The organism is Actinospica robiniae DSM 44927 (assembly GCF_000504285.1).
Taxonomy (GTDB): domain Bacteria; phylum Actinomycetota; class Actinomycetes; order Streptomycetales; family Catenulisporaceae; genus Actinospica; species Actinospica robiniae.
This window is the reverse complement of record NZ_KI632511.1, coordinates 7,289,202-7,314,774: the sequence shown is the minus strand read 5'-3', so window position 1 is coordinate 7,314,774 and position 25,573 is coordinate 7,289,202. Positions and strand designations below refer to the sequence as shown.

Here is a 25,573-nt window from a genome sequence, read left to right as displayed (position 1 = left end):
GGCCGTCGGACGGTGAAGGAAATGTTCTGACAAGGAGAGAGGGAATCAGCCCTGGTTGAAAAAGCCGGGATCCTGCGACGGGTTGTCCGCGCCGTCCACGATCTCCAGGCCGGCCGGGGTCAACAAGAACACCCGGGCCGCCACACGCTCTATTCCACCGCGTAGCGAGAAGATCAGACCGGAGGCGAAGTCGACGATCCGCTTGGCGTCGGACTCCTCCAGATCGGCGAGATTCATGATGACGGGAACGCCGGCCCGGAAGTACTCACCGATCACCTTGGCGTCGGTGAAACTGCGCGGCCGCACGGTGGCGATCCGCTGGCCGACCCCGGCAGCCTCCTCCCCGTACCACCGCTCGCCATCGTCGACCGGGACCAGATGCGGGGCCGTAGCCCTGCGGCTCGAAACCATCGAACGCCTCCTCTCTCCACGGCAGACCCGCTGTTGTGACGGGTAGCACAATTCACTCAATCGAGTGTCGCAGCCAACGCTACCGGTTTTCCCCGACGAAGGATCCGCGACGCGCCGCGCACCTGCCCCGACCGGCGCTGGCGGACCATGGCGTCCATCCGTACGCAGGAGTGGCGGGCTCGTCTAGGAGAGGTACCCGGACGATTGCGCGGCACACATGCAAACGGCCGGATGTCGATTGAGCAGCGAAGATTTTTTGATTACCGGTCAGCTGAGGTCCGATCAGCGGCAGGCAGAATGATGATGCGTTCACCCTTTAAGGCGGACGATCAGATCAGATGCGTACCTCGGAGCGGCCCGCCCTCGTTTCTCCTGGCGTGGCCCGAGCTGCGTCGGATGCGAACCCCGGACGCGGCTCACGACGGCGGCCACACGCCCTGTAACGCGCCGCGGCCTGATCGGCCGCGCCAAGGAGGATGTGCAATGAACGTCAAGAAGATCACCGCGCTGGCCGGCGTGACCGGCGCCCTCGTCGTCGGCGGCGCGGGGGCGGCCATGGCCGACACCTCCGCCCAAGGCTTCGCCGCGGATTCCCCCGGGCTGCTGTCCGGCAACAACGTGCAGGCGCCGCTGCACATCCCGGTCAACGTCACCGGCAACACCATCTCCGTCATCGGCCTGCTGAACTCCGCCTTCGGCAATACGAGCTGGAACTGATCCACGCTCTCCGGCGCATCGGCGCCGTCCGGGCCCGGCCGCCGCATCGCGTATGCGGCGGCCGGGCCCCGGTCTTTCCCCCGGATCGCGCGCGGACACCCGAGCGTGGCCAAAGGTTGTATGACGATCAGTCAATCACTCGCCAGCGGGATTCTTGCCGCGCCGTAGTAACTCCGATCGTCATACCTCGTTCCAGTCTTATGAAAGCAATAAAGGGCGGCAGCGCCCCTCTCCCATCCATCCAGAGGTAGGCATCATGCACCACTCGACGAAACGGCGCGTCGTGCTCGGCATGACCACCGGCGGGCTGCTGCTCACCGGCGTCGGCATGAGCGTGGCCCAGGCCGACGCCTCGGCCGAGGGCGGCGCCGCGCACTCGCCCGGCCTGCTGTCCGGCAACCTGGTCCAGGCCCCGGTCGACGCCCCGATCAACGTCTGCGGCAACGTCATCGACGTGATCGGCGCGTTCGACACGGCGGCCGGGAACCACTGCGGCAACGCGGGCGCGCCGGGTGGGAACGCGTCGAGCGCGCACGGTGCGGCGAAGGACTCACCCGGCGCCGTCTCGGGCAACCTGGTCCAGGCCCCGATCGACGTCCCCGTCAACATCTGCGGCAACTCCGCCAGCGGTGTCGGCGTGGGTGACGCGGCGTTCGACAACACGTGCTCGAACGGCGGCGGCCACGGCTCGAACGGCGCGAGCGCGCACGGCGGCTCACACAGCTCGCCCGGCCTGGGCTCCGGGAACACCGTCCAGCTGCCCATCAGCACGCCGCTCAACGTCTGCGGCAACTCCGCCAGCGGTGTCGGCGTGGGTGACGCGGCGTTCGACAACACCTGCTCCAACGGCGGCTCGGTGCGTCCGCCCTCCCCGCCGGTGAGTCCGCCGCGCACCCTGGCCCCGCCGACGTGCGGCTGCCACCCGACGCCGACGCCGACCTCGACGACGCCGACCGCGCCGAGCACACCGTCCTCGCCGGCGACGCCGACGGCGCCGTGGACCCCGAGCGCGCCGGCCACTCCGAGCGCTCCCGGCAAGGTCCCCCCGACGGGTGGCACGCACGGCTCGACCGGCCCGACCGGCACGCACGGCGGCACCCTGGCGCAGACCGGCGTCGGCACGGGCACCGTCATGGCCCCGTTCGGCGCGGGCGTGCTCGGCGGCGGTGGTCTGCTGGTCCGCAAGCTGGCACGTCGCTACGGCAGCTGAGCGGCCGTCAGCTCGCCACCGCCCGAGCAACCCTCTCAGTGCCCCGAAACGGCGCTCCAAGAGCATGTCGATGCCCCGGACCTCGGCGTTTGCCGACCGAGGTCCGGGGCATCCAGGCACCCGGAAAGAAATGATTCAGGAATTTTCTGTGCTTTGCGCACCTCCATACCGATGACCCGCCGCTTTTGTCGGAGGCGCGTTGCACCATGGAGCCATGGACTACTTCGCCGAGCCGACACGCCGCTGGTTGAGCGGTGCCTTCGCGCAGCCCACGGCTGCGCAGCTCGGCGCGTGGCGAGAGATCCACGCCGGGCACAACGCGCTGGTCGTCGCCCCCACCGGGTCGGGCAAGACCTTGGCCGCGTTCCTGGCCGCGCTCGATCGGCTCGCCTACGGCCCGGGGCCCGAGGATCCGAAGCTGCGCTGCCGGGTGCTCTACGTCTCGCCGCTCAAGGCGCTCGGCGTGGACGTCGAGCGCAACCTGCGCGCGCCCCTGGCCGGGTTGCGGCAGGAGGCGATGCGGGCCGGCCTGCCCGAGCCCGACGTGCGGGTGGCCGTGCGCACCGGGGACACGCCGGCCGACGAGCGCCGGCGGTTCAGCACCAAGCCGCCGGACATCCTGATCACCACGCCCGAGTCGCTGTTCCTGCTGCTCACCTCGCAGGCGCGGGAGGCGCTGGCCGGGATCGAGACGGTGATCGTGGACGAGGTGCACGCCATCGCCGGCACCAAGCGCGGCGCCCACCTCGCGCTCAGCCTCGAGCGGCTCGACCTGCTGCTGCCGCGGCCGGCCCAGCGCATCGGCCTGTCCGCGACGGTCCGTCCGCCGGAGGAGATCGCCGCGTGGCTCGGCGGCCCCCGCCCCGCCGTCGTCGTGGCGCCGCCGTCGCAGAAGACCTTCGATCTGCAGGTCGTCGTCCCGGTGGAGGACATGGCCGAGCTCGCCTCGCTGGAGGACGACTCCGTCCCCGCGGACCAGCGCGGCCGCAGGCAGGCCTCGATCTGGCCGCACGTCGAGCAGCGCGTCGCCGACCTGATCGAGCAGCACACCTCGACCCTCGTCTTCGCCAACTCGCGCCGGCTGGCCGAGCGGCTGTGCAACCGCCTCAACGAGATCTACTTCGAGCAGCTCAGCGCGACGGAGGCCGAGTCCGGCCCGCCCGCCGACACGTCCGCCGCGACCGACCCGGAGGATTCGGCGCAGGAGGAGCCCGCCGACTTCGCCGTAGCTCCCGTCGCGGCGGCGCCGTCCGGCTTCGCTCGGCCGCCGATCCGCCCTCCGGCCGAGCTCATGGGCCAGGCCGGCCAGGTCAGCGGCGCTCCCCCGCTGCTCGCCCGCGCCCACCACGGTTCCGTCTCGAAAGAGCAGCGGGCCGAGGTCGAGGAGGCGCTCAAGGCCGGCCGGCTGCCCGCCGTCGTCGCCACCTCCAGCCTCGAGCTCGGCATCGACATGGGCGCGGTCGACCTCGTCGTGCAGGTCGAGTCCCCGCCCTCGGTCGCCTCCGGGCTGCAGCGGGTGGGCCGGGCCGGGCACCAGGTCGGCGCGGTCAGCCGCGGCGTGATCTTCCCCAAGTTCCGCGGCGACCTGCTCCAGTCCGCGGTCGTGGCCGAGCGGATGCGGGGCGGGCTGATCGAGGCCGTACACGCCGTGCGCAACCCGCTCGACGTGCTGGCCCAGCAGATCGTGGCCATGGTCGCGCTCGATTCGTGGCAGACCACCGACCTGCTCGCCGCGGTGCGCCGGGCCGCGCCGTTCACCACGCTGGCCGAGTCGGTGTTCGAGGCCGTACTCGACATGCTGGCCGGCCGCTATCCGAGCGACGAGTTCGCCGAGCTGCGCCCGCGTCTGGTGTGGGACCGGGAGGCCGGGCAGGTCCAGGCCCGGCCCGGGGCGCAGCGGCTGGCCGTCACCTCCGGCGGCACCATCCCGGACCGCGGCCTGTACGGCGTGTTCCTGGTGGGCGATCAGAAGCAGGCCCGCCGGGTCGGCGAGCTCGACGAGGAGATGGTGTACGAGTCGCGGGTGGGCGACGTGTTCACCCTCGGCACCAGCTCCTGGCGGATCGAGGAGATCACCCACGACCGCGTCCTGGTCTCGCCGGCGCCGGGCCAGCCCGGGCGGCTGCCGTTCTGGCACGGCGACGCGCTCGGACGGCCGCTCGAGCTCGGCCGCGCGCTCGGCGCCTTCACCCGGGAGCTCGGCGGCCTCGAACCGGAGCAGGCGCAGGACCGGCTGCGCGAGGCAGGGCTCGATGACTGGGCCGCGAGCAACCTGCTGGCGTATCTGACCGAGCAGCGCGAGGCGACCGGCCAGGTGCCGGACGACCGCACCATCGTGGTCGAACGCTTCCACGACGAGCTCGGGGACTGGCGGCTGGTCATCCACTCCCCCTTCGGCGCACAGGTGCACGCGCCCTGGGCGCTGGCGATCGGGGCCAGGCTGCGGGCCCTGCACGGCATGGACGCGCAGGTCATGCACGCGGACGACGGCATAGTGCTGCGCATCCCGGACGCCGACTGGGACGAGGACGCCGCCACCGCCCGGCCGGAGGCCGCGCTCGCCCGCTTCGCCGCGGAGGAGATCGAGCAGCTGGTCACCGACGAGGTGGGCGGCTCGGCGCTGTTCGCCGCGCGCTTCCGCGAGTGCGCGGGCCGCGCGCTGCTGCTGCCGCGCCGCCGGCCGAACGCCCGGGTGCCGCTGTGGCAGCAGCGGCAGCGGGCCGCGCACCTGCTCTCGGTGGCGAGCAAGTACGCCTCGTTCCCGATCGTGCTCGAGACCGTCCGCGAGTGCCTGCAGGACGTCTTCGACCTGCCGGGGCTGGTCGAACTGCTCGGCGACATCGAGTCCCGACGGGTGCGGATCGTGGAGGTCGAGACGCCCTCGCCCTCGCCTTTCGCCAAGTCGCTGCTGTTCGGCTACATCGCGCAGTTCCTCTACGAGGGGGACTCGCCGCTGGCCGAGCGCAGGGCCGCGGCGCTCGCGGTCGACCCGTCGCTGCTGGCCGAGCTGCTCGGCCAGCCGGAGCTGCGGGACCTGTTCGACAACGAGATCATCGACCGGCTCGAGGCCGAGCTTCAGCACCTGACCGAGGAGCGGCACGCCCGGGACGCCGAGGACGCGGCGGACCTGCTGCGGCTGCTCGGTCCGCTGTCCACCGAGGAGGCGGCGCGGCGCGGGATCGACGCGTCCTGGCTGGCCGAGTTGGAGCGGTCCCGCCGGGCGATCAGGGTCCGGATCGCGGGTGAGGAGCGCTGGGCCGCGATCGAGGACGCGGGCCGGCTGCGCGACGCACTCGGGGCCCCGTTGCCCGTCGGCGTGCCGGAGGCCTTCACCGAGCCGGTGGCCGATCCACTCGGCGATCTGCTGGCGAGGTACGCGCGCACCCATGCGCCGTTCCCGATCGAGCAGGCGGCGGTGCACTTCGGTCTCGGCGTAGCGGTCGTGCTCGCCACCTTGGAGCGGCTGGCCGCTCAGCAGCGGGTGGTACGCGGCGGCTTCCGTCCGGACACCACCGGCGAGCAGTGGTGTGACGCCAGGGTGCTGCGAAGGCTGCGCCGACGCACCGTCGCAGCACTGCGCGAACAGGCCGAACCGGTGGCGCCGGCGGCGCTGGCGCGCTTGCTCCCCGCCTGGCAGGGCGCGACGGCGGGTGCGCGTCTGCGTGGCGTGGACGGCGTGCTGCGCGCGGTCGAACAGTTGGCCGGGTATCCGGTCCCGGCCTCGGCACTCGAACGGCTGATCCTCCCGGCCCGAGTCGCGGACTACCAGCCGGCCATGCTGGACGAGCTGACCTCAGGCGGCGAGGTGGCTTGGACCGGCACCGGCGCGCTGGCCGTGGACGACGGCTGGGTATCGCTGGCCCCTGCGGCCATCGCCCCGGCGGTGCTGCCCGAGCCGTTGCCGGTGGACGGTTTCGGTCCGTTGCACCGGGCAGTCCTGGAAGAACTCGCGCATGAGAACGCACTGTTCTTCCGCGGGCTGATGACCCGGCTCGGGCAGTCCGGCGTCGAGGCGGAGCCGACCGCCGTCCTCGACGCGCTCTGGGACCTGCTCTGGGCCGGACATCTCACGAACGACACTCTCGCCCCGATGCGCTCGCTTCTCGGCGCGGGCAAGACGGCGCATCGCGCCAAGCGTCCGACACCCCGCGGCCGCTATGCGTCGCTGCGGCTGTCCGCGCCCTTGCCCTCGGCGGAGCAGGCACTGACCACGGTCCAAGCCGCTCGGTCGGTGGGCCGCTGGTCCCGCACGCGCAGGCTCGGAACCGGGGCGGCGCCGAGTGCCGCGGCGGCCCCGGCGGAACTGACTCCGGCTCAAGTCGCCCAGGTCGCCCAGCTCCAAGCCGAGGTGCTGCTGGACCGCTACGGCCTGGTCACCCGCGGCTCCGTGGCCGCCGAGCGCGGCGGCTCGGGCGCGCTCGGCAACTTCTCGGCGGCTTATCGCGTGCTGTCCGCGTTCGAAGAAGTGGGCCGCGTCCGCCGGGGCTACTTCGTGGACGGTCTCGGCGCCGCGCAGTTCGCGGCCGATGGCGTCGTCGACCGGCTGCGTACGGAGCCGAAGCACGTCGCCGGTCTCGGGCCGGACGGGCGCGAATCAGCGTTCGACTGTGTCGCGCCCGGCGCCGACCCGCTCGCGGACGCCGATGCCTGGAGCAACGGCACCAGCGTCTATCCGTATCCGTCACCGGGCCCGAACGGAAGCCACGGCTACGGTGGCGGACCGGGCCAGGGGACCGGGAGAGCGAAGGATCGCCCGGAAACCCTCGTGCTCGCCGCGACGGATCCGGCCAACGCTTACGGCGCTGCTGTCGACTGGCCGCAGCGGCCGGAGGTGGAGTCCGGCCGCGCGGGCCATCGGCCGGGCCGGAAGGCGGGAGCCTTGGTGGTGCTGCACGAGGGCGACCTCGTCTGGTACGTCGAGCGAGGCGGGCGAACCGTCCTGACGTTCCAACGGAGCCGCGAGCTCCTGGAGGCCGGAGCCCAGGCGCTGGCGACGACGGTCAAGACCGGCCGGGTCGGTGCCTTGACCATCGGCGCGATCGACGGCGTACCGGTGCTGTCCGAAGGCGGCGTCGGCTCGGCCGGATCCAACGCGCCGGGACCGGCCGCTCTGCTCAAGGCCGGCTTCACGCTGACGCCGCAAGGCCTACGGCTCAGGGGGTGAGGAGCGCGGAGCCGACCTCCATCTGAGCCCTGGCTCAGCCCATCGCCAGCTTGCTCGCCAGGCTCACGATCAGCAGCGACACCACGCCGAAGAACACCTTGCGCACGAACGTCGCCCCGCGCTTCGTGGCCAGCGCCGTCCCGATGAGCGCGCCGGAGAGGTTGCACACCGCCATCGCCGCGGCCAGTCCCCAGGCGACGGAGCCGTTCGGCGCGAACACGATCAACGCCCCGACGTTCGTCGCGCAGTTGACCACCTTGGCCACGGCCGAGGCGCCGACGAACTCCAGCCCTATGGCGCTGACCAGGAAGAAGATCAGCAGCGAGCCGGTGCCCGGTCCGGCCAGCCCGTCCCAGAAGCCGATCACGACTCCGCCCGCGGCCATCACGGCGATCCGCCGGGCGCCCTCGAAGCGGATCCGCTCGACCAGGCCGACGGTCTTGTTGCGCCACAGGTGGACCGCGATGCCGACCATCGCGACGAGGACCACCACGTCCAGCACGGCCGCGGGCATCAGCCGGGCGGAGGCGGCGCCGAGGAACGAACCGCCCAAAGCCACGGCCGCCATCGGGCCGGCCGAACGCCAGTCGACTTTGGTGCGCCGGATGTAGCGCCCGGCGGCCGTGCTGGTGCCGACGACCGAGGCGAGCTTGTTCGTGCCGAGCGCGAGCACGGGGGTGTGCGGCATCAGGAAGAGCAGTACCGGTAACTGGATCAGTCCCCCGCCTCCCACCATGGCGTCCACGGTGCCGGCGACCAGGGCCGCGGCGCAGGCGAAGAGGACCAAGGGAAAGGCCAGGTGAGCGAAGAGGACAGCGTGCACTCGCAGATGATCCCAGACCATTCGGGCGCCGCCAAGGCCAGACAGGGTCCGCATACCCAGGGTGCTGGATCGGATACTCTCCGGCAGTGACACGAGCCGGCCGACCTCGCGCGGGCGAGGACGCGCTGCTTAAGACTCGTGCGCCTCTGCTTAAGACCCGTCAGCCGAGGTGGATCCTGATCCGCGTGACGGTGATGCGCACGGCCTACGACCAGTCAGGCCCCGCGGCAACCGGAACGGTAGACGGGCGGCCCGAGCCCCGTGCACCCGGGCCGCCCCGCCCACGCTCCCCCGGTCCGGCGGCCTCGCGCCAGCTCACGAGGCCCGCACGTCATCCTGACAGCCCATCAAAATGGCCCGTTCGCCGCACGGCGCACACTCCACCGGCCCGGTCCCGGCCGTCGATACGGATCGGCCGGGCCGATCCGGCCGCGGAAGTCCCCGGATCCGAGGTAGGGATCGGGCCGGCCGGCCGGCCGCTTCGACCTCGCACCGAGAGCGCCCGCGTCGCCGCCTTCGCCGACCTCCAGACCGGCGTGGCGGCAGCGCAGGCGATACAGTGCGGGCTCGCCGAAGCGGCCGACCGAGGCGCTGACCAGCCAGTGCACCTCGCCCGGCTCGACCCAGTGGCCGAGCAGGTCGTGCACGATGAACAGCAGGCCCTGATGCAGGAAGTAGACCGGTCCGTCGGCGCCCTGGAGCACTTCGCAGTGCCCCTCGTCACCCGCCAGCCCGGTCGTGGGCAACTCCTGTGTCATCTCGACCGCCATCTTCGTGCGCCCTTCTGGTCGGCGCCGCCGACCGGACGCGGGCTTCCCCGACGCGCGTCGACGTGCAGGTCCGAGCCCGGGGACCTGCACGCCGACGTCCGTCCCCGCGTCCGCCGGCGGCGGGCAGTTCGAATCTTTGTTCGAACGGAGCCCACTCTATCGGTCGCGGCGGGCGGCCGCTACGCCTTTGCCCAATCGCCACCCGATCGGGTGGGCCCGGCCCGGCAAAGGGCCCGCCACCTGCGCTTTCGCAGAGTTATGCATTCGTTACCGCTCACCGTCACAACCTTGCGGGCGGACCGGGGGTCCAACCGGGTGGATCGCATCGCCACGACGCGAGGCGGACGGCCCGGGTGTTCGCGACGAGACGACCCGGAGGCCGGCCGGTGGGGAGTACAACGCGGCGTGGCCGCCATGCCGCCGGGGAGGGCGGCAGGGGGCAGGTGGGTCGGCTCGACCTGACCCACCAGCGGAGGGTCCGGCGGCGCCATGCGCCGATCCGGACGGCTTCGCCGGGGTGGGAAGGAGCGGTGGCCGCGCGCCGTGGGGGCACGCGGCCGCCGCCGACCCGGCGATGCGGCGAAGGCCTTGGCTTTCCCGGCGAATCCGACCTCGATGACGTCGAGCGGACCCCGGCCGAGCGGTCCACGAATCCTGCTTCGCCTGCCGATCAGGGCTCTTCACACCGGTCGCCCTCCTCAGGCCTCTGGTGCGGTCGATCGGCGCCCGCAGGCCTGGCGCCGAAAGCCAGGCCACGGAGGAGCCGGAGCGGGTTGCGGCAGGGCGCTCGCGGACTCCAGGGACAACTGATGCCCCTGCATCGCGTCGACTGAGCGACGCCCGATCGGCCTATCCCGGGCACACGCATAAGCCCTCGTGCGGCGCAACCGCTACGGCCGTCACTCTCGGCGTTGAGCCATCCGGCTGCCATCCCATGGCATGACCGGATAATCTCATTGATACTCAAGATTGTGCCAGGAACCACCCTCACCCCCAGCGAAGCCCGCGAGAGCGGCGCTATGCGCACGCCGCGGCTGCCAGCCCGGCCGGTCCTGGTCGCACCGCCGGTTCTGCACCTGCATGAGGCCGGCGCGCGCCGGCCGCCGTTGATCAGCGAACCGGTCTCGGTTCTGCTGCCGCTCCGGCACGCGCCGTCCGTGGCGCTGGCCGCGGTGCGGGCGGCCGTGGCGCAGCGGAACGTGACGCGGCTCGACGTCGTCGTGCTCGACGTCGGCTGCACCGAGGAGACCTACCGGGTCCTTGCCCGGGAGTTCGGCGACGACCCGCGGATCCGGCTGCTCGACACGTCCTGCCTGCCGATCGGCTGGTCCCGTTTCTCCCACCGCTGCCAGCAGCTCGCCGTCGGCGCACGCGGACGCGTCCTGCTGTTCGCCGACCCGGCCGCTCCGCTCGGGCCCTACGCGGCCGCGGCCGGCGCCTACCTGATGCGACGGGAGGCGCTCGACCTCGTCGTGCTCGACGCCGGTGGACCGCGGCGGACCGGGCGCTATGCCTTCGCCACGGACACCGACGCGTACTGGCGGATCGGCGGCCATCGTGCGGCCGCGGGCGATCCGCACCCGCTGGCGCTGCTCTACGCCATGCGCAAGGCCCGCGTGGCGACGGGCTTGGCCGACGCGCGACGCGTCATTCCCGCCCACATGCGGGCCCGCGCCGACGAGCTCCCGGCGGAGCCCCGGGAGCCGTACGCCCGGCTGCGCGACTACAGCGACGCCACACTCGGGTCGATCGGGACCACGGCCCGCCGCCTGCTGGCCGCGTGGCGCGCGGCCGGCGGCGAGGAGAGCTCCAGCGAGTCCGGCGGCTCGTCCGTGTGGGGAGCGGGCAGGCGGCAGCGCTAGGGCGAGGGGCGGCGCGGGGCGGGGCGACGCTGGGAACGGCATGGCCGGGGCACTATCCTTGCCGTCCGTGAGAATCATCGTCATCGGCGCTGGTGTGGCCGGGTTGGCCGCAGCCGCCCGGATGGCGAGCGCTGCCAACGAGGTCGTCCTGCTCGAACGCGGCCCGAGCGCCGGCGGCGGACTGAACCTGAACGGGCCGTTCACTCTCACGCTCCCGGCGGTCCTGCGCGACCTCTTCGTCAAGACCGGCGGGCGCAAAGCGAGCGGCGGGGGATCGCTCGAGGAGAACGTCTCGCTCGTCCCGGTCGATCCGGTCCGGCGCTACGTCTTCGCCGACGGCAGCTCGCTCGTGCTGCCGAACACCGCGCGCGGAGCCGCCAAGGACGCCTTCGACACCGCCTTCGGGAATGGCGCCGGCGCTTCCTGGCTCAGCCTGCTCGACCACGGCAACCGCGCTTGGAGCGCGATCCGGCCGACGCTGGTCGAGGTCCCCGACGCCACGCGCGGCGAACTCTGGCGCCTGTACCGATCCGGCGCCGGACGCCGCGCTCTCACGCCTCGCCGCACGCTGCGGCAGGCCGGCGAAGGCTACGGCTTCCGGGATCCGCGCATGTCGGCCGTCCTCGCCGAGTACGCGCTGGGCGCCGGCGCCGATCCGCGGGTCGCGCCGGCGGTGCTGGCGATCCGGCCTTACATCGAGCACGCATTCGGTGCTTGGCGGGTGGTCGGCGGCGGCCCGGAGCTGGCTCGCGCAATGTATGAACGCTGTCTCGCCCGCAACGTGACCTTCCGCTTCGGCGCCGAGGCGACGGCGATCGCCTCGGGTGCCGTGACGCTGGCTTCCGGCGAGCGTCTGACCGCCGACGTCATCGTCGCGGCGGTCGACGAACAGATCCTCAGACGCCTGACGGGCGGAGCACCGGCCGGTGAGAGGGCGTCGAAGGCCTCTACAGCCGCCGGCTACTCCCCCTCTTTGCTCTCTGCGCACCTCCATGCGTCGAAGGATCTCGACCTTCCGCACGAGTCGGTGTTTTTCGGTGATACTGGACGTGATGCGAGCAACGCCCGACTCGATGCGCTCTTCGCCGACCCCGCCGCGTATGCCGCGTCGGGCGGCCTGAGCGTTCCCGCCGACCCCACGCTCCGCATCTCCGCCGCGCCCGAGCAACCGCGTGAGTTCTTCGTGCACGTCGACGTGCCCGCCGGCCTGTCCGACGAGGCCGCCCACGGCTACGTCCCGACGCTCGTCGAACTCGCCGCGCGACGCCTCGGGCTGTCGTCGGACAACGCCCTGACGCTCCAAGGCACGGTCACGCCCGCCGACCGGGAGCGGCTCACCGGCGTGCCCGGCGGTTCGGTGAACGGGCCCGCGATCACGTCCGTCTCCAGCGCCCTGCTGCGCTCGCCGACCGTGCAGCCCGTCAAGGGCCTGCTGCACGTCGGAGCGAGTTCCCGGCCGGGGCCCGGTCTGGCGTTCGCCGCGCTGTCCGCATGGAACGCGGCCGAGGTGCTGCGCCCGACCCGCATCTGACCGAGCCCGCCGGTCGTACGTCGGGACCGCACGGACGCCGCGTCGCCGCTCTGACGCGACGCGGCAGCCCGTGGCCCCGGCGCCGCAGGCAGGCTCGTCGGACACTGAACCGTTTCGCCGCGCCGGAGAACGGAAAGGCTCGTCTAGAACGGGTCGCGCATCAGACCCGTGCGTCGAGCGGCAGGTTCCGGTAGACCTCGAGCGTCGCCGTGGACGTGTTGAGGGTGATGAAGTGCAGCCCGGGCGCACCCTCGGCGAGCAGCCGCTCGCCCATCCGGGTGCAGTGCTCGATGCCGATGGCGCGCACCGCGGCCCGGTCGTCGGCGACGGCGTGGATCCGCTCGCCGAGCGCGGCCGGGAACTTGCCGCCGCTGAGCGTGACCATCCGGTCGATCTGGGCGGCGCGGGTGATCGGCATGATGCCCGCGATCACCGGCGTCTCACACCCGGCCGCGCCGAGCCGGTCGCGCAGCCGCAGGTAGTCCTCGACGTCGAAGAACATCTGGGTGATGGCGAAGTCGGCGCCGGCGCGGCACTTGTCCACGAAGTGGCGCACGTCGCTGTCCCAGTCCTCCGACCGCGGGTGGCGCTCGGGGAACGCCGCCACGCCCACGCAGAAGTCGCCCGACTCCTTGACCAGCCGGACCAGCTCGGCTGCGTAGTTCAGGCCGTCCGGCCTCGCGACCCAGGTCCCGCCCGGGTTGCCCGGCGGGTCGCCGCGCAGGGCGAGCACGTTGCGCACACCGGCGTCGGCGTAGCGGCCGATGATCCGGCGCAGGTCGGCGACGGAGTGGTTCACCGCGGTCAGGTGGCCCAGCGGCGTCAGCGTCGTCTCGGTGGCGACCCGCTCGGCCTCGTTGGCCGTGTTCGCCTGGCTCGAGCCGCCCGCGCCGTAGGTGATCGAGACGAAATCGGGGCCGACGCCCTCGATCCGGCGCAGCGCGGTCCAGAGTGAGCGCTCCTGCTCCGGGTCCTTGGCCGGGAAGAACTCGAACGACACCGTCGGCCGCCCGGCTGCAAGCAGCTCGCGGATGGTCGTGGCCCGATCGGGGCGGACGCTGGGAAGGCCGAGTGCCATACCGAAAAGCCTAGTCGCGCCCTCAGGGGTGTCCAGCGGCATTCCATGAAGTGAGACAAGAACGTCCAGCTCACGCCGCTCGGAAGGCTCACGCCGGCGACCACCCGATGCGCGTGTCGGGGCTGGTCCGCACGCCGGTCCGGCCGGCGTTCGGACGCCGGTCGGCCCGTCGGCCGACGCATGGCTTAGGGTCGAAGGCGTGACCGTGAACGTCCCGCCCTCCGCCTCCCCGCTCGATTCGTCCCCGCTCGACTCCTCGCCGCTCGACCGGCACGGGCTGCGCGCCCGGGTTTCCGCGGCGCTGACGACGTTCCTGGACCGCCAGGAGGAGGCGCTGCGGCAGATCAGCCCGGATCTGGTGGAGCCGGCCGAGGCGTTGCGCAGCTTCCTGGACGGCGGCAAGCGGATGCGGCCGGCGTTCTGTTACTGGGGCTGGCGTGCGGCCGGCGGCGCGCAGGACGGATCGGGCAGCCAGGACGCGCGGGACGCCGTCGAGGAGGCGGCGTTGGTCGCCTCCGCCTCGCTGGAGCTGCTGCAGGCCTCGGCGCTGATCCACGACGACTACATGGACGGCTCGGACACCCGCCGCGGCAAGCCGGCCGTGCACAAGCGCTTCGAGGCGCTGCACCAGGCCGGCGGCTGGGAGGGCGCGCCCGACCGGTTCGGCGCGGCGGCCGCCATCCTGCTCGGCGACATCACGTTGACCTGGTGCGACGAGATGTTCACCCGGTCCGGCTTCGACGCGGCGCGGATCCACGCGGCCCGGCCGGTCTTCGACGTGATGCGCTCCGAGGTGATGGCCGGCCAGTACCTCGACGTCCTCGCGCAGAGCCGCGGACTGTCGGTGGCCTCGCCCGCGGAGATCCTCGAGCGCGCGGAGACGGTGATCCGGTACAAGTCCGCCAAGTACACGATCGAGCGCCCGCTGCAGCTCGGCGCGGCGCTGGCCACCGGCGACGCGTCCGAGTCCGGCGTGCTCAGCCTCGCGCTGTCCGGCTACGGCCTGCCCCTCGGCGAGGCCTTCCAGCTGCGCGACGACGTCCTCGGCGTCTTCGGCGACCCTGCCACGACCGGCAAGCCCGCGGGCGACGACCTGCGCGAGGGCAAGCAGACCGTCCTGGTCGCCCTCGCCGCCGCCCGCGCGGGCGAGATGCAGCGCAAGGCGCTGCGCGAAGGCCTCGGCGATCCGGACCTCGACGCGGCCGGGGTCGCTGCGCTGCAGGCGGTCATCGTGGAGACCGGCGCGCTCGACGACGTCGAGGAGCGGATCGACCAGCGGACGCAGCGCGCCCTCGACGCGCTGAAGGAAGCTCCGGTGACGGACGAAGCGCGCGAGGTGCTCGGCGAGCTCGCGATCGCGGCGACCTCGCGCCGCGGCTGAGGGAAGGCACATCGAAGGCCGCCTCCCCCGCCACCCCGGCACCGAACTCCTCTCGGCGCGGTCACGCGCAGGTCACGCCTCCGGTCCCGGACCGGGCGGCGCAACTACGAGTGCTAGCCTTCGAAGCGCGTATCCGCAGCGAAGCCGGTGGGAATCCGGCGCTGTCCCGCAACTGTGACGTCCTGTCCCGACCTACCCGCAGCTTGGGAGGCCAGGGATCGGCGGAGTCAGGTCGCCTGCGGAGCGCCGACGATATAGACCCGTGGGCATGGTCGACCCGTCCTTTCCAGGCGGCCGTGCTCTCGCCTGCTTGCGAAGGACAAGTTCGCCATGCGTCCGCTGCACCGTTTCCTGGCCGCGATATCGGCCGTACCGCTCCTGGCTGGGGGCCTCGCGGCCTGTTCCAGCTCCAGTTCCCCCGCCGGCTCGCCGGCCGGCTCGACCTCCACGGCGTCCGCCACGGCCGCCGCCGCGCACTTCCCGGTGACGCTCACCGCGTCGAACGGCAAGGTCACCTTGTCCGCGCGCCCGGCCCGGATCGTCTCGCTCTCCCCGACCGCCACCGAGGACCTGTTCGCCGTGGGCGCGGGGAGCCAGGTCGTGGCCGTGGACAAGGACTCCGACTACCCGGCCGGCGTGCCGAAGTCCAGCCTCGACGGGATCACGCCGAACGCCGAGGCGATCCTCAAGTACCAGCCGGACCTGGTGGTCGCCTCGGCGGACGCCAACGGCCTGGTGGCGGCGCTGACGAAGGTCGGCGTGCCGGTGCTGATCGACTCGGCGGCCACGAGCCTCGACGGCGCCTACGACCAGATCCTGCAGCTGGGCACGGCCACCGGGCACGACGCGACCGCGCAGTCGACCGTCGCGACGATGAAGAGCCAGATCGCCACGTCGGTCAAGCAGGCCGGTTCGCAGCACTCGAACTTGAGCTACTACTGGGAGCTGGACCCGACCTACTACTCGGCCGCGTCCTCCACCTTCATCGGGCAGATCGTGGGGCTGTTCGGGCTCAAGGACATCGCCGACAAGGCGGATAAGGCCTCTGACTACGGCTATCCGCAGCTCTCCAGCGAGTACATCGTGCAGTCCTCGCCCGACATCGTCTTCCTCGCCGACACCGTCTGCTGCGGCGCTTCGGCCAAGAGCCTGGCCGCGCGGCCGGGTTGGTCGACGGTCACCGCGGTGAAGGTGGATGACGTGGTGGCCCTCAACGACGACGTCGCCTCCCGCTGGGGGCCGCGCCTGCCGCAGCTGATCGCCGAGATCGCGGGCGCGGTCGAGAAGGCTCCGGCTAAGTAAGCGGTCTGCACGTGTCACGCGCGGTCCGGGCCATGGTGGTCGCGGCGGTCTTCCTGATCGCCGCGACTCTCCTCGGCGCGCTCGTGGGGGCCGCGGACCTCACACCGTGGGGCGTGCTGGCGACGCTGCTCGACCGGCTGCCGTTCGTGCACCTCGGCACCGGGCTGTCCCGGCTCGACCAGAACATCCTGCTGCAGATCCGGCTGCCGCGGGTGGTGCTCAGCCTGCTGGTCGGCGGGCTGCTGGCGGTCGCGGGGGCGGGCTACCAGGGCGTGTTCCGCAACGTCCTGGTGGATTCGGGGATGCTCGGCTCGACCGCGGGCGCGGGGCTGGCTGCGACGATCGCGATCGTCTACCTGCACGGGCTCGGTACGAGCGCGCTGCCGGTGGCGGCCTTCCTCGGGGCGCTGGGCGGCGTCGCGGTCGCCTGGTTCGCCGCGGGCGGGGCGGGTGGCGGACGCGCGGCCGCGCTGGCCGGGGAGGGCGGGAGCGCGACGGCCACGCTGCTGCTCTCGGGGGTGGCCGTGGGGATGTTCCTGACGGCGGCGCAGACCTACCTGATGCAGCGCGACTCCCAGGATCTGCAGGAGGTCTACTCCTGGCTGCTCGGCTCGCTGGCGACGGCGGGGTGGAGCCAGGTGACCGAGGCGCTGCCCTACGCAGCTGTCAGCATCCTGATCTTGCTGGTGCACGGACGGCGGCTGGACGTGCTCTCGCTCGGCGACGACGAGGCGCACAGCTTGGGGCTGAATGCGGGGCGTACGCGGCTGATCGTCATCGCCGCGGCCTCGCTGGCCGCGGCGACGGCGGTGGCCGTCAGTGGCCTGATCGGCTTCGTCGGCATCATCGTGCCGCATGTGGCTCGGCGGCTCGGCGGCCCGTCGTACGCGGTGGTGCTGCCGCTCTCGCTGCTCATCGGGGGCGCGTTCCTGAGCTTGGCCGACTCGGTCGCGCGTACGGCGCTCAGCCCGGCGGAGCTGCCCATCGGCGTGGTCACGGCGGTCGTGGGCGCGCCGGTGTTCATCCTGATCCTGCGCCGCACGCAGTCGGGCCGCGCATCATGAGCGAGCTTGCGAGCTCATCATCAAGCACAGTGCGTCCGCGAATGCGCCCACCGAGCTCGAGCGAGGTGGTGTCATGAGCGAGCTTGCGAGCTCATCATCAAGCACAGTGCGTCCGCGAATGCCCCTACCGAGCTCGAGCGAGGTGGTGTCATGAGCGAGCTTGCGAGCTCATCATCAAGCACAGTGCGTCCGCGAATGCGCCTACCGAGCTCGAGCGAGGTGGTGTCATGAGCGAGCTTGCGAGCTCATCATCAAGCACAGTGCGTCCGCGAATGCGCCTACCGAGCTCGAGCGAGGTGGTGTCATGAGCGCCCTGACGGCAATCGACGTGCGGGTGGAGCTGCCGGGCGGCGTGCTGGCGGTGGACGGCGTGTCGCTGCACGTGTCCGCGGGCGGCTGGCTGGCCGTGCTCGGGCCCAACGGCGCGGGCAAGTCGACGCTGCTGCGCGCGCTGGCGGGCTTGATTCCTTATCAGGGCACGGTGACGTTCGAGCCGGGGCCGGCCGGACGCGGCCGACGCGAGCTGGCCCGGATCCTGGCGTATCTGCCGCAGCGGCCGATGCTGCCGCCGGAGCTCGCCGTGCGCGACTACGTCCTACTCGGGCGCACCCCCTACCTGGGCTATCTGGGTGTGCCGGGGGCTGGTGACAGGAACCTGGTCGAGGGAGTGCTCGAGCGGCTCGAGCTGATCGGGCTGGCCGGACGCCGGCTCGGCACGCTCTCGGGCGGCGAGCGGCAGCGGGCGGCGTTGGCCCGGGCGCTGGCGCAGCGTCCGCGGGTGCTGCTGCTGGACGAGCCGACCACGGCTTTGGATCTCGGGCATCAGCAGCAGGTGCTCGAGCTGGTGGACACGCTGCGCCGCGAGGACGGGCTGACGGTGGTGAGCACGCTGCACGATCTGACCGCCGCGGCCCAGTACGCCGACCAGCTGGTGCTGCTCGACCGGGGGCGCACCGCGGCGGCCGGGGGGCCGGCCGAAGTGCTCACCCCGGAACGCATCGGGGCGGTCTTCCGTGCGCTAGTATCGGTGAATACTGATACGTCCGGAAAGCCCGCGGTGACGCCGGTCCGGCCGGATGCCGCGGCCACCCATGCCGACGCGATGTCGACTCTGCGTGACCATCGACCGCCGCAGAATCCGTGAGCAACCAGGACAACCGGGTCACGCGGCGGACACGCGCAGTAAGGATGATGATTCCCTGTGAGAACTTTTCCGATAGGGGTCGCCAAGCGCCCGCTCACTGTGAATAATCCTCTTCGAGGCCTCGTCGTCCCCCCGTGCGGTGGGGCCTCGCCCGAAGGCACGCGCGTCCCTTCCCCCCGTGGGGGCAGCGTGCCGACCAGCGGCGCCCGGTCCGTCCCCCCGTACGGATCCGCGTCGCCGGCGCCGGAACCGCCCCCGTCGCCCGCGCGGTCCTAGGACCCGGGCGGCGAACCCCTTCGGCGCCGCGGAGAGTCCTCGACAACTCTCCGCCGCGAGGCTCGCCGTCCCCCCGTGCGGCGGGCCTCGCCCCATTCCACCGGTCCCCCGTCCTAACGCGGCACGGCGCCGCGCAGCAGGTCGTCCACCAGGCCCACGCAGTACCCGTCGGTGACCTCGAAGGTGGGGTAGAGCTTGCACACGAACAGCAGCGTCGAGGTGAGCATGACGGTCGCGCGCTCGACGTCGAGGTCGGGGCGCAGCTCACCGCCGGCCACGCCGCGGCGCAGCACCTCGCGGTACTGCTCGCGGCGCGGCTCGATGACCGCCTCCTGATAGCGGTGCATCAGCGCCACGTTGTTCGTCAACGTCTGGATCAGCACGGCGAAGGCCGCGCCCTCCTCCGAATGAAGAATGTTGTGACGCATCTGCCGCATCAGGTCGATCAGGTCCTCGCGCACCGACTCGCCGCGCGGCAGAACGCGCGGCGTGCTGTGGAACGTGCGCCGCAGCGTCGCCAGGACCAGTGCCTCCTTGTTCGCCCACCGCCGGTAGATCGCCGCCTTGCCGACGCCCGCGGTGCTGGCGATCTGCTCCATCGAGAGGCCGTCGTAGCTCACGCCCTGACTCAGCAGACTGATCACCGCGTCGAGGATCGCGTCCTCGACCTGCTCGCTGCGCGGGCGGCCGGGTCGCCGGGCCGTGGTGGCCGAGGCGCCCGGCCCGGGCGAAGCGTCCTTCACGCCGCGACGCTCTCCGCCTTGGCCGAGGCGTCCATGCCGACCGGCGCGGCGACCTGCTTGGGCAGCCACAGCCACACCACCAGCGCGGTCAGCACCATCACGGCGGCGCCGATCACGGTGGTCACGTGCATCGCGTGCACGAACGCCTCGTTCGCGGGCTGGAGCAGCTGCTGCGCCTGCGGGTGGCCGCTCGCGGCGGCACCGGCCACCATCTGCTGGGTGGCCTCGATCGAGCCGCTGACCGAGTGCACCTGGTCCGGCGTCAGCTGGGTGTCGACGTGGCTGATCAGCGGCTGCATGCGGTCACGGTACGCGGTGGTCAGTATGGTGCCGAGCACCGCCACGCCGAGCGCGCCGCCGAGCTGGCGCACGGTGTTGTTCACCGAGGAGCCGACGCCGGCGATCTGCCGCGGCAGCGAGGTCATCACGGTGGTGGTGGCCGGCGGCATCACGTTCGCCATGGCCGCGCCCTGGATGAACGCGATCAGCAGGTAGATCCACATCGCCGAGGACTGCGTGACGAACTGGTAGCAGGCCATCGCCGCGGCGATGCACAGCAGTCCGGTGACCGCGACCGGGCGCGGGCCGAAGCGCTTGACCATGGTGGCCGAGAGCGGCGCGAACACGACCATCGCCACCGCGAACGGCAGCATGAACACACCGGACATCAAAGGTGAATATCCACGCACTGACTGCAGATAGAACGAGAAGAAGAACATCCCGCCCATCATGGCGAAGAAGGTCAGCGCGACCGCGATCACCGCCGCGGAGAACTGCCGGTTGCTGAACAGCCGCACGTCCAGCGCCGGGTGGTCGGTGCGCAGTTCCCAGAACACGAATCCGGCCATCAGCACCGCGCCGAGCAGGATCGAGCCCCAGACGGTGACGTTGCCCCAGTCGCCGGTGTCGCCGGCGTGGATGATGCCGTAGACGAACAGCACCAGGCCGGCCATCTCCAGCAGCACGCCGACCGGGTCGAGCCGGCCGGGCTTCGGGTTCTTCGACTCCGGCAGCAGCACGGCCATCACCACGAAGGCGATGACGATGATGGGCACGTTGATCAGGAAGACCGAACCCCACCAGAAGTTGTTGAGCAGCGCGCCGCCGACCACCGGGCCGATGGCGATGGCCAGGCCGACCGAGCCGGACCAGATGCCGATCGCCTTGCCCTGCTCGCGGCGCGGGAAGACGTTGGCGATGATGGCCAGGGTGGAGGGCATGATCGCGGCGCCGGAGAAGCCCATCGCGGCGCGCGCGGCGATCAGCTCGCCGGGGGTCTGGGCGTAGGCGGTCAGCACCGAGGACAGGCCGAAGAGCACCATGCCGAGCATCAGGATCCGCTTGCGGCCGAGCCGGTCGGCCAGGATGCCCCAGGTGAACAGCAGACCGGCGAAGATCAGCGTGTAGGAGTTGATCGCCCATTCGAGGTCTGACTGGCTCGCGCCCAGGCCCTTGGGCTTGGGCTCGGACATCGTCTTGAGCGCGACGTTCAAGACGGTGTTGTCGAGCACGACCACGAGCAGCGAGAAGACCAGGCCGCCGAGGATCAGCCAGCGCCGGGGGTGCCCGGTCTGCTCTGCGTGCTCGGCGTCGCGGTGTTCGGTCACGACGGTTCCCCTCCCAAGGTGGCTCGGACATACGATCCGAGACCGTTCCGTATTATGGAAGCCCACGCTAGCGCCTCAGGATTGCGATACGCAACCGTTCCGTTTCGTTCGGTGTGGCGGAAGGCGGCGGCACGGCGAAGTCGCCGCGCTCCCGGACGGGAACGCGGCGACGGATGGGGCGAAGCGGCCGGCTCAGGCCCCTGCGTCCGCCTCCGCGGCGGCGCGCAGACGGCCGGCGAGGTGGCGGGCGGCTTCCTCGGCCGACGCGGCGTCACGGGCGCCGGTCAGGGCCCTGACGACGGCGACGCGGCGGGCGCCGGCGGCGAGCACCTGGTCCAGGTTTCCGGCGTCGATGCCGCCGATGGCGAACCAGGGCTTGGCGATCGCGTCGGCCGGCGCACCGGCGCCGAACCGCGGCGGGGCCACCCGGGCGGCGTGGCGGACCAGGTCGAGGCCGGGAGCGGGGCGGCCGGGCTTGGTCGGAGTGGGCCAGCACGGCCCGACCGCGAAGTAGCCGGCCTCCGGGTCGGCCGCCGCGGCCTCCACCTCGGCCTCGGCGTGCGTGGAGCGGCCGATCAGGGACTTGTCACCGACGACGGCCCGCGCGAAGCGGACCGGCAGATCCTCCTGGCCGAGGTGCAGGATCGGCGCGGCGGCGGCGTGCGCCAGGTCGGCCCGGTCGTTGACCGCCCAGAGCGCGCCGTGCTTCTCGCAGGCCTTCGCGACCACCTCGAGCAGTTCGAGCTCGCGTGCCGCTTCGAGACCCTTGTGCCGCAGCTGCACCACGTCGACGCCGCCGGCCAGCACCGCGTCGAGGAAGCCGGGCAGGTCGCCCTGCTCGAGCCGGGCGTCCGTGCACAGGTACAGCCGGGCGTCGGACAGGCGCGCGGCGGCCGCGGGTATGGCGGCGAGATCGGCGACCACCTAGAAGCCCAGCGCCTGGGCCCGGCGGCGCACCTCGGTGCCGCGGTTCTCGGCCAGCGCCTGCACCGGCGTGCCGGGAAGCGTCTCGTCCGGGGTGAACATCCAGAGCAGCGCCTCCTCGTCGGTGTACTTGTTGTCCGCGAGCAGGGTGAGGGTTCCGGGCAGGCCCTTGAGCAGTTGGTCGCCGTCGACGAACGCGGCCGGCACCGAGAGCACGTTGCGCTCACCCCGGCGCACCGCCACCACCTGCCGGTCCTTGACCAGCTGGCGCGCCTTGGTCACCGGCAGGTGCAGGCGTTCGGCCAGGTCGGGGAGGGTCAGCCAGTCGGCGATCAGCGTATCGAGGTCCAGATCAGGGGTAGTCACCCCTCTACTGTGCCATGCCGGGACCCCCGGGCCGCCGCGCACGCCGAGGGACGGCCGGGCCGCCCGGGAGGCACGGGCGGGGAGGGGGAACCGAGAATCGTGTCCGTTCGTTTACCACACTCTCAGCCGGAAGCTTTAAGGTGTGCGGCTATGACGGAAAACACCACGACCACGGACGGGACCGAGGCCGAGGAGGCCGAGCTCGTCGAGTCAAAGAGCGCCAGCGAGGCTCTGCCCGACGAGCTCGTCGAAATCGACGAGTCGGAGAGCGAGACCGAGTTCGTGGCGCTCGGCCAGCCGCGCGCGGCTGACGACCTGCCCGAGGAGCTCATCGAGATCGACGAAGTGGACGCAGAGGAGGACGTGCCCGGTTCCGGCGCGGTCTCCGGCGGCTTCGGCTTCGCCGGTATCGTCCTGGGCCTGGTCTCGCTGAGCACGAACTGGACCTCCAGCGTGATCTCGGAGCGCGCCAACGACAACGGCCAGATCCACTCGACCGCGACCACCCAGGCCCAGGCCAACCAGCTCGGCGTCACCCTGGCCCACCAGGGCTGGCACACCCAGGCGGTGTGGGCGCTGGCCTTCGCCGTCGGCGCCATGCTCTTCGGTGCCGGCTCGCTTCTCTCGCCGAGCCTGCTGCTCTCCGGCAAGCAGCCGGCGTGGGCGAAGGCCGTGTCACTGGGCGCGGTGATCGTCGGCGTGATCGGCGTGGTGCTCGCCGTCCTGACCCTGACGAACGTCTTCGGCGGCGCCATCACCGTTCCGCCCACCCCCGCTTCCTGAACCCGGCTCACCCCGGAGCACACCCACCAGCTCGCCCCCAGGCCGGGACCGCATCGCGGTCCCGGCTAAGCTGGTGCCCGAAAACTTCCATACACCACGGGAGCCCCCACGACGCGGGGGTTGAGAGGGAGACGGCCGCGGTCTCCGACCGTTCGAACCTGGCCGTGCGCCGCCCTCGGGTCGCGCCGGTGGAGGGAGCGCCATGTCCTGTACGGGACCACGCCCTGGCCGCGACGCGGTCGTGCTGGGCGGCGGACTGATCGGGCTCGCCGTCGCCTGGCGGGCGGCCCGACGCGGCCTGCGGGTGTGCCTGGCCGATCCGGAGCCGGGAGCCGGCGCCTCGAGCGCGGCCGCGGGGATGCTCGCGCCGGTGACCGAGGCCCATTACGGCGAGGAGAACCTGCTCGCGCTGAACCTGCGTTCGGCTGCCCGCTACCCCGATTTCATCCGGGATCTTGAAAGTTTCGCAAGACTTCCGGCGGGCTTCGACACCCGCGGGACGCTCGCCGTCGCGTTCGATCGGGACGACCAGGCCGTGCTCACCGAGACCGCGGCGTTCCACCACCGGCTCGGCCTCGACTCGACCCCGCTGACCGGCCGGGACGCGCGGCGCCTCGAGCCGATGCTGGCCCCGGGCGTCCAGGCGGGACTGCTGGTCGAGCGGGACCACCAGGTCGACAACCGCATGCTGCACGCCGCGCTGCTGGCCGCGGCCGAGAAGGCGGGCGTGTGCCTGCATCGCAGCCGGGCCGCCCTGCTGGCCGGCGAGCGCGCACAGGGCCTGCTGCTGGAGTCCGGCGAGCGGCTGCTCGCCGAACGGGTCGTGCTCGCGGCCGGCTGTTGGTCGAGCGAGGTGGACGGGCTGCCGCCGGGCGTGCTGCCGCGGGTCCGCCCGGTGCGCGGCCAGATCCTGCGGCTGGCGATGCCCGCCGTCCCGCTGCTCACCCGCACACTGCGCGCCCTCGTGCGCGGCAGCTACGTCTACCTCGTGCCGCGTGCGCACGGCGAGCTGGTGGTGGGCGCGACGAGCGACGAACTCGGCTTCGACACGGGCGTGACCGCGGGCGGCGTCTACGAACTGCTGCGCGACGCCCGCGAAGTGCTCCCCGGTATCAGCGAGCTGCCACTCGTGGAGACCCGCACCGGGCTGCGGCCCGGATCGCCCGACAACGCGCCGCTGCTCGGCGAGACCGCGCTGCCCGGCCTGATCGCCGCCACCGGCCACTTCCGCAACGGCGTGCTGCTGACGCCGGTGACCGCGGACGCCATCGCCGACCTGCTGGTCGACGGAGCGTTGCCGGACTACGCCGCGCCCTTCCGCCCGGACCGCTTCGCCGCGTCGGCGGCATCGGTCGCGTCGGCGCCGGCATCGGAAGGAGAGCACTGATGACCCCGTCGATCACCGTGTCCGTCAACGGAGAACCGCGCGAGCTGCCGGCCGGCCACCGCCTCGACGCGCTCGTCGCCGCGCACACCCCGAGCCGCTCCGGCGTCGCCGTCGCGGTGGACGGAGAGGTCGTGCCGCGCACGTCCTGGGCCGAGACGGTGCTGGCCGACGGTGCCGACGTCGAGATCCTCACCGCTGTGCAAGGAGGCTGAGATGTCCGGTATCGACGAACTCGAACTCCGCATCGCCGACCGCGTCTTCGGCTCGCGGCTGATCATGGGCACCGGCGGCGCGCCCAGCCTGGAGATCCTGCGCACGGCCCTGACCGCCTCCGGGACCAGACTGACCACCGTGGCCATGCGCCGGGTGGGCGCCGGCACCCGCGGATCGATCCTGGACCTGCTGGCCGAACTCGGGATCGAGGTGCTGCCGAACACGGCCGGCTGCCTGACTTCGGGCGACGCCGTGCTCACCGCGCGGCTGGCCCGCGAGGCCCTGGGCACCAGCTGGGTCAAGCTCGAGGTGATCGCGGACGAGCGCACCCTGCTGCCCGATCCGGTGGAACTGCTCGATGCCGCGCGGGTTCTGGTGGCGGACGGATTCACGGTTCTGCCTTACACCAACGACGACCCCGTACTCGCCCGCAAGCTCGAGGACGCCGGTTGCGCCGCGGTGATGCCGCTCGGTTCGCCGATCGGATCGGGCCTCGGCATCCGCAATCCGCACAACATCGAACTCATCGTCGAGGCCGCCGGGGTCCCGGTGATCCTGGACGCGGGTATCGGTTCGGCCTCGGATGCCGCACTGGCGATGGAGCTCGGCTGCGCGGGCGTGCTGCTGGCCTCCGCGGTGACCCGGGCGCAGCGGCCGGCCCTGATGGCTGCGGCGATGCGCGACGCGGTCGCCGCCGGACGGGCGAGCCACGAGGCCGGACGGATCCCGCGGCGACGCTACGCCCGCGCTTCGTCACCATCCCGTGACGAAACGCCTGCCTTTTAACCGTTTTGGGATGCGGCTCATACGGTGCGGT

21 protein-coding genes and 1 riboswitch are annotated in these 25,573 nt (G+C 72.2%); of the genes, 13 read left to right on the top strand and 8 right to left on the bottom strand.

The genetic code is table 11. The features are described 5' to 3' along the window. Positions 1–45 precede the first annotated feature (45 nt). Positions 46–411, bottom strand: coding sequence for a cell division protein SepF (locus ACTRO_RS31440; RefSeq protein ID WP_034268961.1), 366 nt, complete (start codon positions 409–411; stop codon positions 46–48). Between the two features lie 483 nt (positions 412–894). Here ACTRO_RS31440 and ACTRO_RS31435 point away from each other — a divergent pair, with 483 nt between their 5' ends. The 3 genes from ACTRO_RS31435 (at position 895) to ACTRO_RS31425 (ending at position 7,502) form a co-directional block, all read left to right on the top strand. After that, positions 895–1,128: a chaplin gene (locus tag ACTRO_RS31435; RefSeq protein ID WP_034268958.1), complete on the top strand. Its 234-nt coding sequence runs from the start codon at positions 895–897 to the stop codon at positions 1,126–1,128. A gap of 256 nt (positions 1,129–1,384) precedes the next feature. Further along, positions 1,385–2,338, top strand: a complete 954-nt coding sequence (locus ACTRO_RS31430; protein ID WP_034268955.1) for a chaplin — start codon at positions 1,385–1,387, stop codon at positions 2,336–2,338. A 214-nt stretch (positions 2,339–2,552) separates the two neighbouring features. Continuing rightward, positions 2,553–7,502 (top strand): DEAD/DEAH box helicase, encoded by a 4,950-nt coding sequence (locus ACTRO_RS31425; protein ID WP_034268953.1) that lies wholly within the window; start codon positions 2,553–2,555, stop codon positions 7,500–7,502. 34 nt (positions 7,503–7,536) lie between these two features. Here the strand turns inward: ACTRO_RS31425 and ACTRO_RS31420 are convergent, their stop codons facing one another. After that, entirely contained in the window at positions 7,537–8,325 is a 789-nt protein-coding gene (locus tag ACTRO_RS31420) for a sulfite exporter TauE/SafE family protein (RefSeq protein ID WP_245594548.1), read from the bottom strand. A gap of 347 nt (positions 8,326–8,672) precedes the next feature. After that, the gene (locus ACTRO_RS31415; protein WP_157436562.1) at positions 8,673–9,095 is read right to left on the bottom strand and encodes a hypothetical protein; all 423 of its coding nucleotides are present in this window, start codon (positions 9,093–9,095) and stop codon (positions 8,673–8,675) included. Between the two features lie 971 nt (positions 9,096–10,066). Between ACTRO_RS31415 and ACTRO_RS48350 the strand changes: the two genes are divergently transcribed. Together ACTRO_RS48350 and ACTRO_RS31405 are read left to right on the top strand one after the other, a co-directional pair. After that, positions 10,067–10,957: a hypothetical protein gene (locus ACTRO_RS48350; protein WP_169739975.1), complete on the top strand. Its 891-nt coding sequence runs from the start codon at positions 10,067–10,069 to the stop codon at positions 10,955–10,957. Between the two features lie 67 nt (positions 10,958–11,024). Then, positions 11,025–12,488, top strand: a complete 1,464-nt coding sequence (locus ACTRO_RS31405) for a phytoene desaturase family protein (RefSeq protein WP_169739974.1) — start codon at positions 11,025–11,027, stop codon at positions 12,486–12,488. Positions 12,489–12,648: 160 nt separating this feature from the next. Here the strand turns inward: ACTRO_RS31405 and metF are convergent, their stop codons facing one another. Next, a complete protein-coding gene (gene metF, locus ACTRO_RS31400) occupies positions 12,649–13,566 on the bottom strand; it encodes a methylenetetrahydrofolate reductase [NAD(P)H] (RefSeq protein ID WP_034268945.1) in 918 nt (305 codons plus the stop codon). A 199-nt stretch (positions 13,567–13,765) separates the two neighbouring features. Here metF and ACTRO_RS31395 point away from each other — a divergent pair, with 199 nt between their 5' ends. From ACTRO_RS31395 to ACTRO_RS31380, 4 genes are all read left to right on the top strand, one after another. After that, positions 13,766–14,947: a polyprenyl synthetase family protein gene (locus ACTRO_RS31395; RefSeq protein ID WP_245594547.1), complete on the top strand. Its 1,182-nt coding sequence runs from the start codon at positions 13,766–13,768 to the stop codon at positions 14,945–14,947. A gap of 143 nt (positions 14,948–15,090) precedes the next feature. Continuing rightward, a riboswitch (cobalamin riboswitch) is annotated at positions 15,091–15,179 on the top strand. A 98-nt stretch (positions 15,180–15,277) separates the two neighbouring features. Beyond that, positions 15,278–16,249 carry an ABC transporter substrate-binding protein gene (locus ACTRO_RS31390; RefSeq protein WP_034268942.1) on the top strand — a complete coding sequence of 324 codons (972 nt, stop codon included), beginning with the start codon at positions 15,278–15,280 and terminating at the stop codon, positions 16,247–16,249. Positions 16,250–16,260: 11 nt separating this feature from the next. Continuing rightward, positions 16,261–17,313: a FecCD family ABC transporter permease gene (locus ACTRO_RS31385; protein ID WP_034268939.1), complete on the top strand. Its 1,053-nt coding sequence runs from the start codon at positions 16,261–16,263 to the stop codon at positions 17,311–17,313. Positions 17,314–17,617: 304 nt separating this feature from the next. Continuing rightward, entirely contained in the window at positions 17,618–18,457 is an 840-nt protein-coding gene (locus ACTRO_RS31380) for an ABC transporter ATP-binding protein (RefSeq protein ID WP_051451674.1), read from the top strand. A 389-nt stretch (positions 18,458–18,846) separates the two neighbouring features. On the opposite strand, the gene ACTRO_RS31375 is transcribed toward ACTRO_RS31380, so the two are convergent. From ACTRO_RS31375 to ACTRO_RS31360, 4 genes are all read right to left on the bottom strand, one after another. Continuing rightward, positions 18,847–19,476 (bottom strand): TetR/AcrR family transcriptional regulator, encoded by a 630-nt coding sequence (locus tag ACTRO_RS31375; RefSeq protein WP_051451673.1) that lies wholly within the window; start codon positions 19,474–19,476, stop codon positions 18,847–18,849. Then, positions 19,473–21,083, bottom strand: coding sequence for an MFS transporter (locus tag ACTRO_RS31370; protein WP_034268936.1), 1,611 nt, complete (start codon positions 21,081–21,083; stop codon positions 19,473–19,475). Before ACTRO_RS31370 ends, ACTRO_RS31375 begins: the two co-directional genes overlap by 4 nt. Positions 21,084–21,275: 192 nt before the next feature. Next, complete coding sequence (thiE, locus tag ACTRO_RS31365) at positions 21,276–22,007, bottom strand: thiamine phosphate synthase (RefSeq protein WP_245594546.1); 732 nt, start codon at positions 22,005–22,007, stop codon at positions 21,276–21,278. Continuing rightward, entirely contained in the window at positions 22,008–22,373 is a 366-nt protein-coding gene (locus ACTRO_RS31360) for an Rv2175c family DNA-binding protein (protein ID WP_034268933.1), read from the bottom strand. A 150-nt stretch (positions 22,374–22,523) separates the two neighbouring features. Here ACTRO_RS31360 and ACTRO_RS44210 point away from each other — a divergent pair, with 150 nt between their 5' ends. The 4 genes from ACTRO_RS44210 to ACTRO_RS31340 all read left to right on the top strand — a co-directional run bounded on the left by ACTRO_RS44210 (position 22,524) and on the right by ACTRO_RS31340 (position 25,542). Beyond that, on the top strand, positions 22,524–23,156 hold the full coding sequence (locus ACTRO_RS44210; protein WP_051451672.1) for a hypothetical protein: 633 nt from the start codon (positions 22,524–22,526) through the stop codon (positions 23,154–23,156). 202 nt (positions 23,157–23,358) lie between these two features. Next, entirely contained in the window at positions 23,359–24,543 is a 1,185-nt protein-coding gene (gene thiO, locus ACTRO_RS31350) for a glycine oxidase ThiO (protein WP_034268930.1), read from the top strand. Continuing rightward, the gene (thiS, locus tag ACTRO_RS31345; protein ID WP_245594545.1) at positions 24,543–24,755 is read left to right on the top strand and encodes a sulfur carrier protein ThiS; all 213 of its coding nucleotides are present in this window, start codon (positions 24,543–24,545) and stop codon (positions 24,753–24,755) included. Before thiO ends, thiS begins: the two co-directional genes overlap by 1 nt. Before the next feature lies 1 nt (position 24,756). Beyond that, the gene (locus tag ACTRO_RS31340) at positions 24,757–25,542 is read left to right on the top strand and encodes a thiazole synthase (RefSeq protein WP_281177913.1); all 786 of its coding nucleotides are present in this window, start codon (positions 24,757–24,759) and stop codon (positions 25,540–25,542) included. Positions 25,543–25,573: the final 31 nt, after the last annotated feature.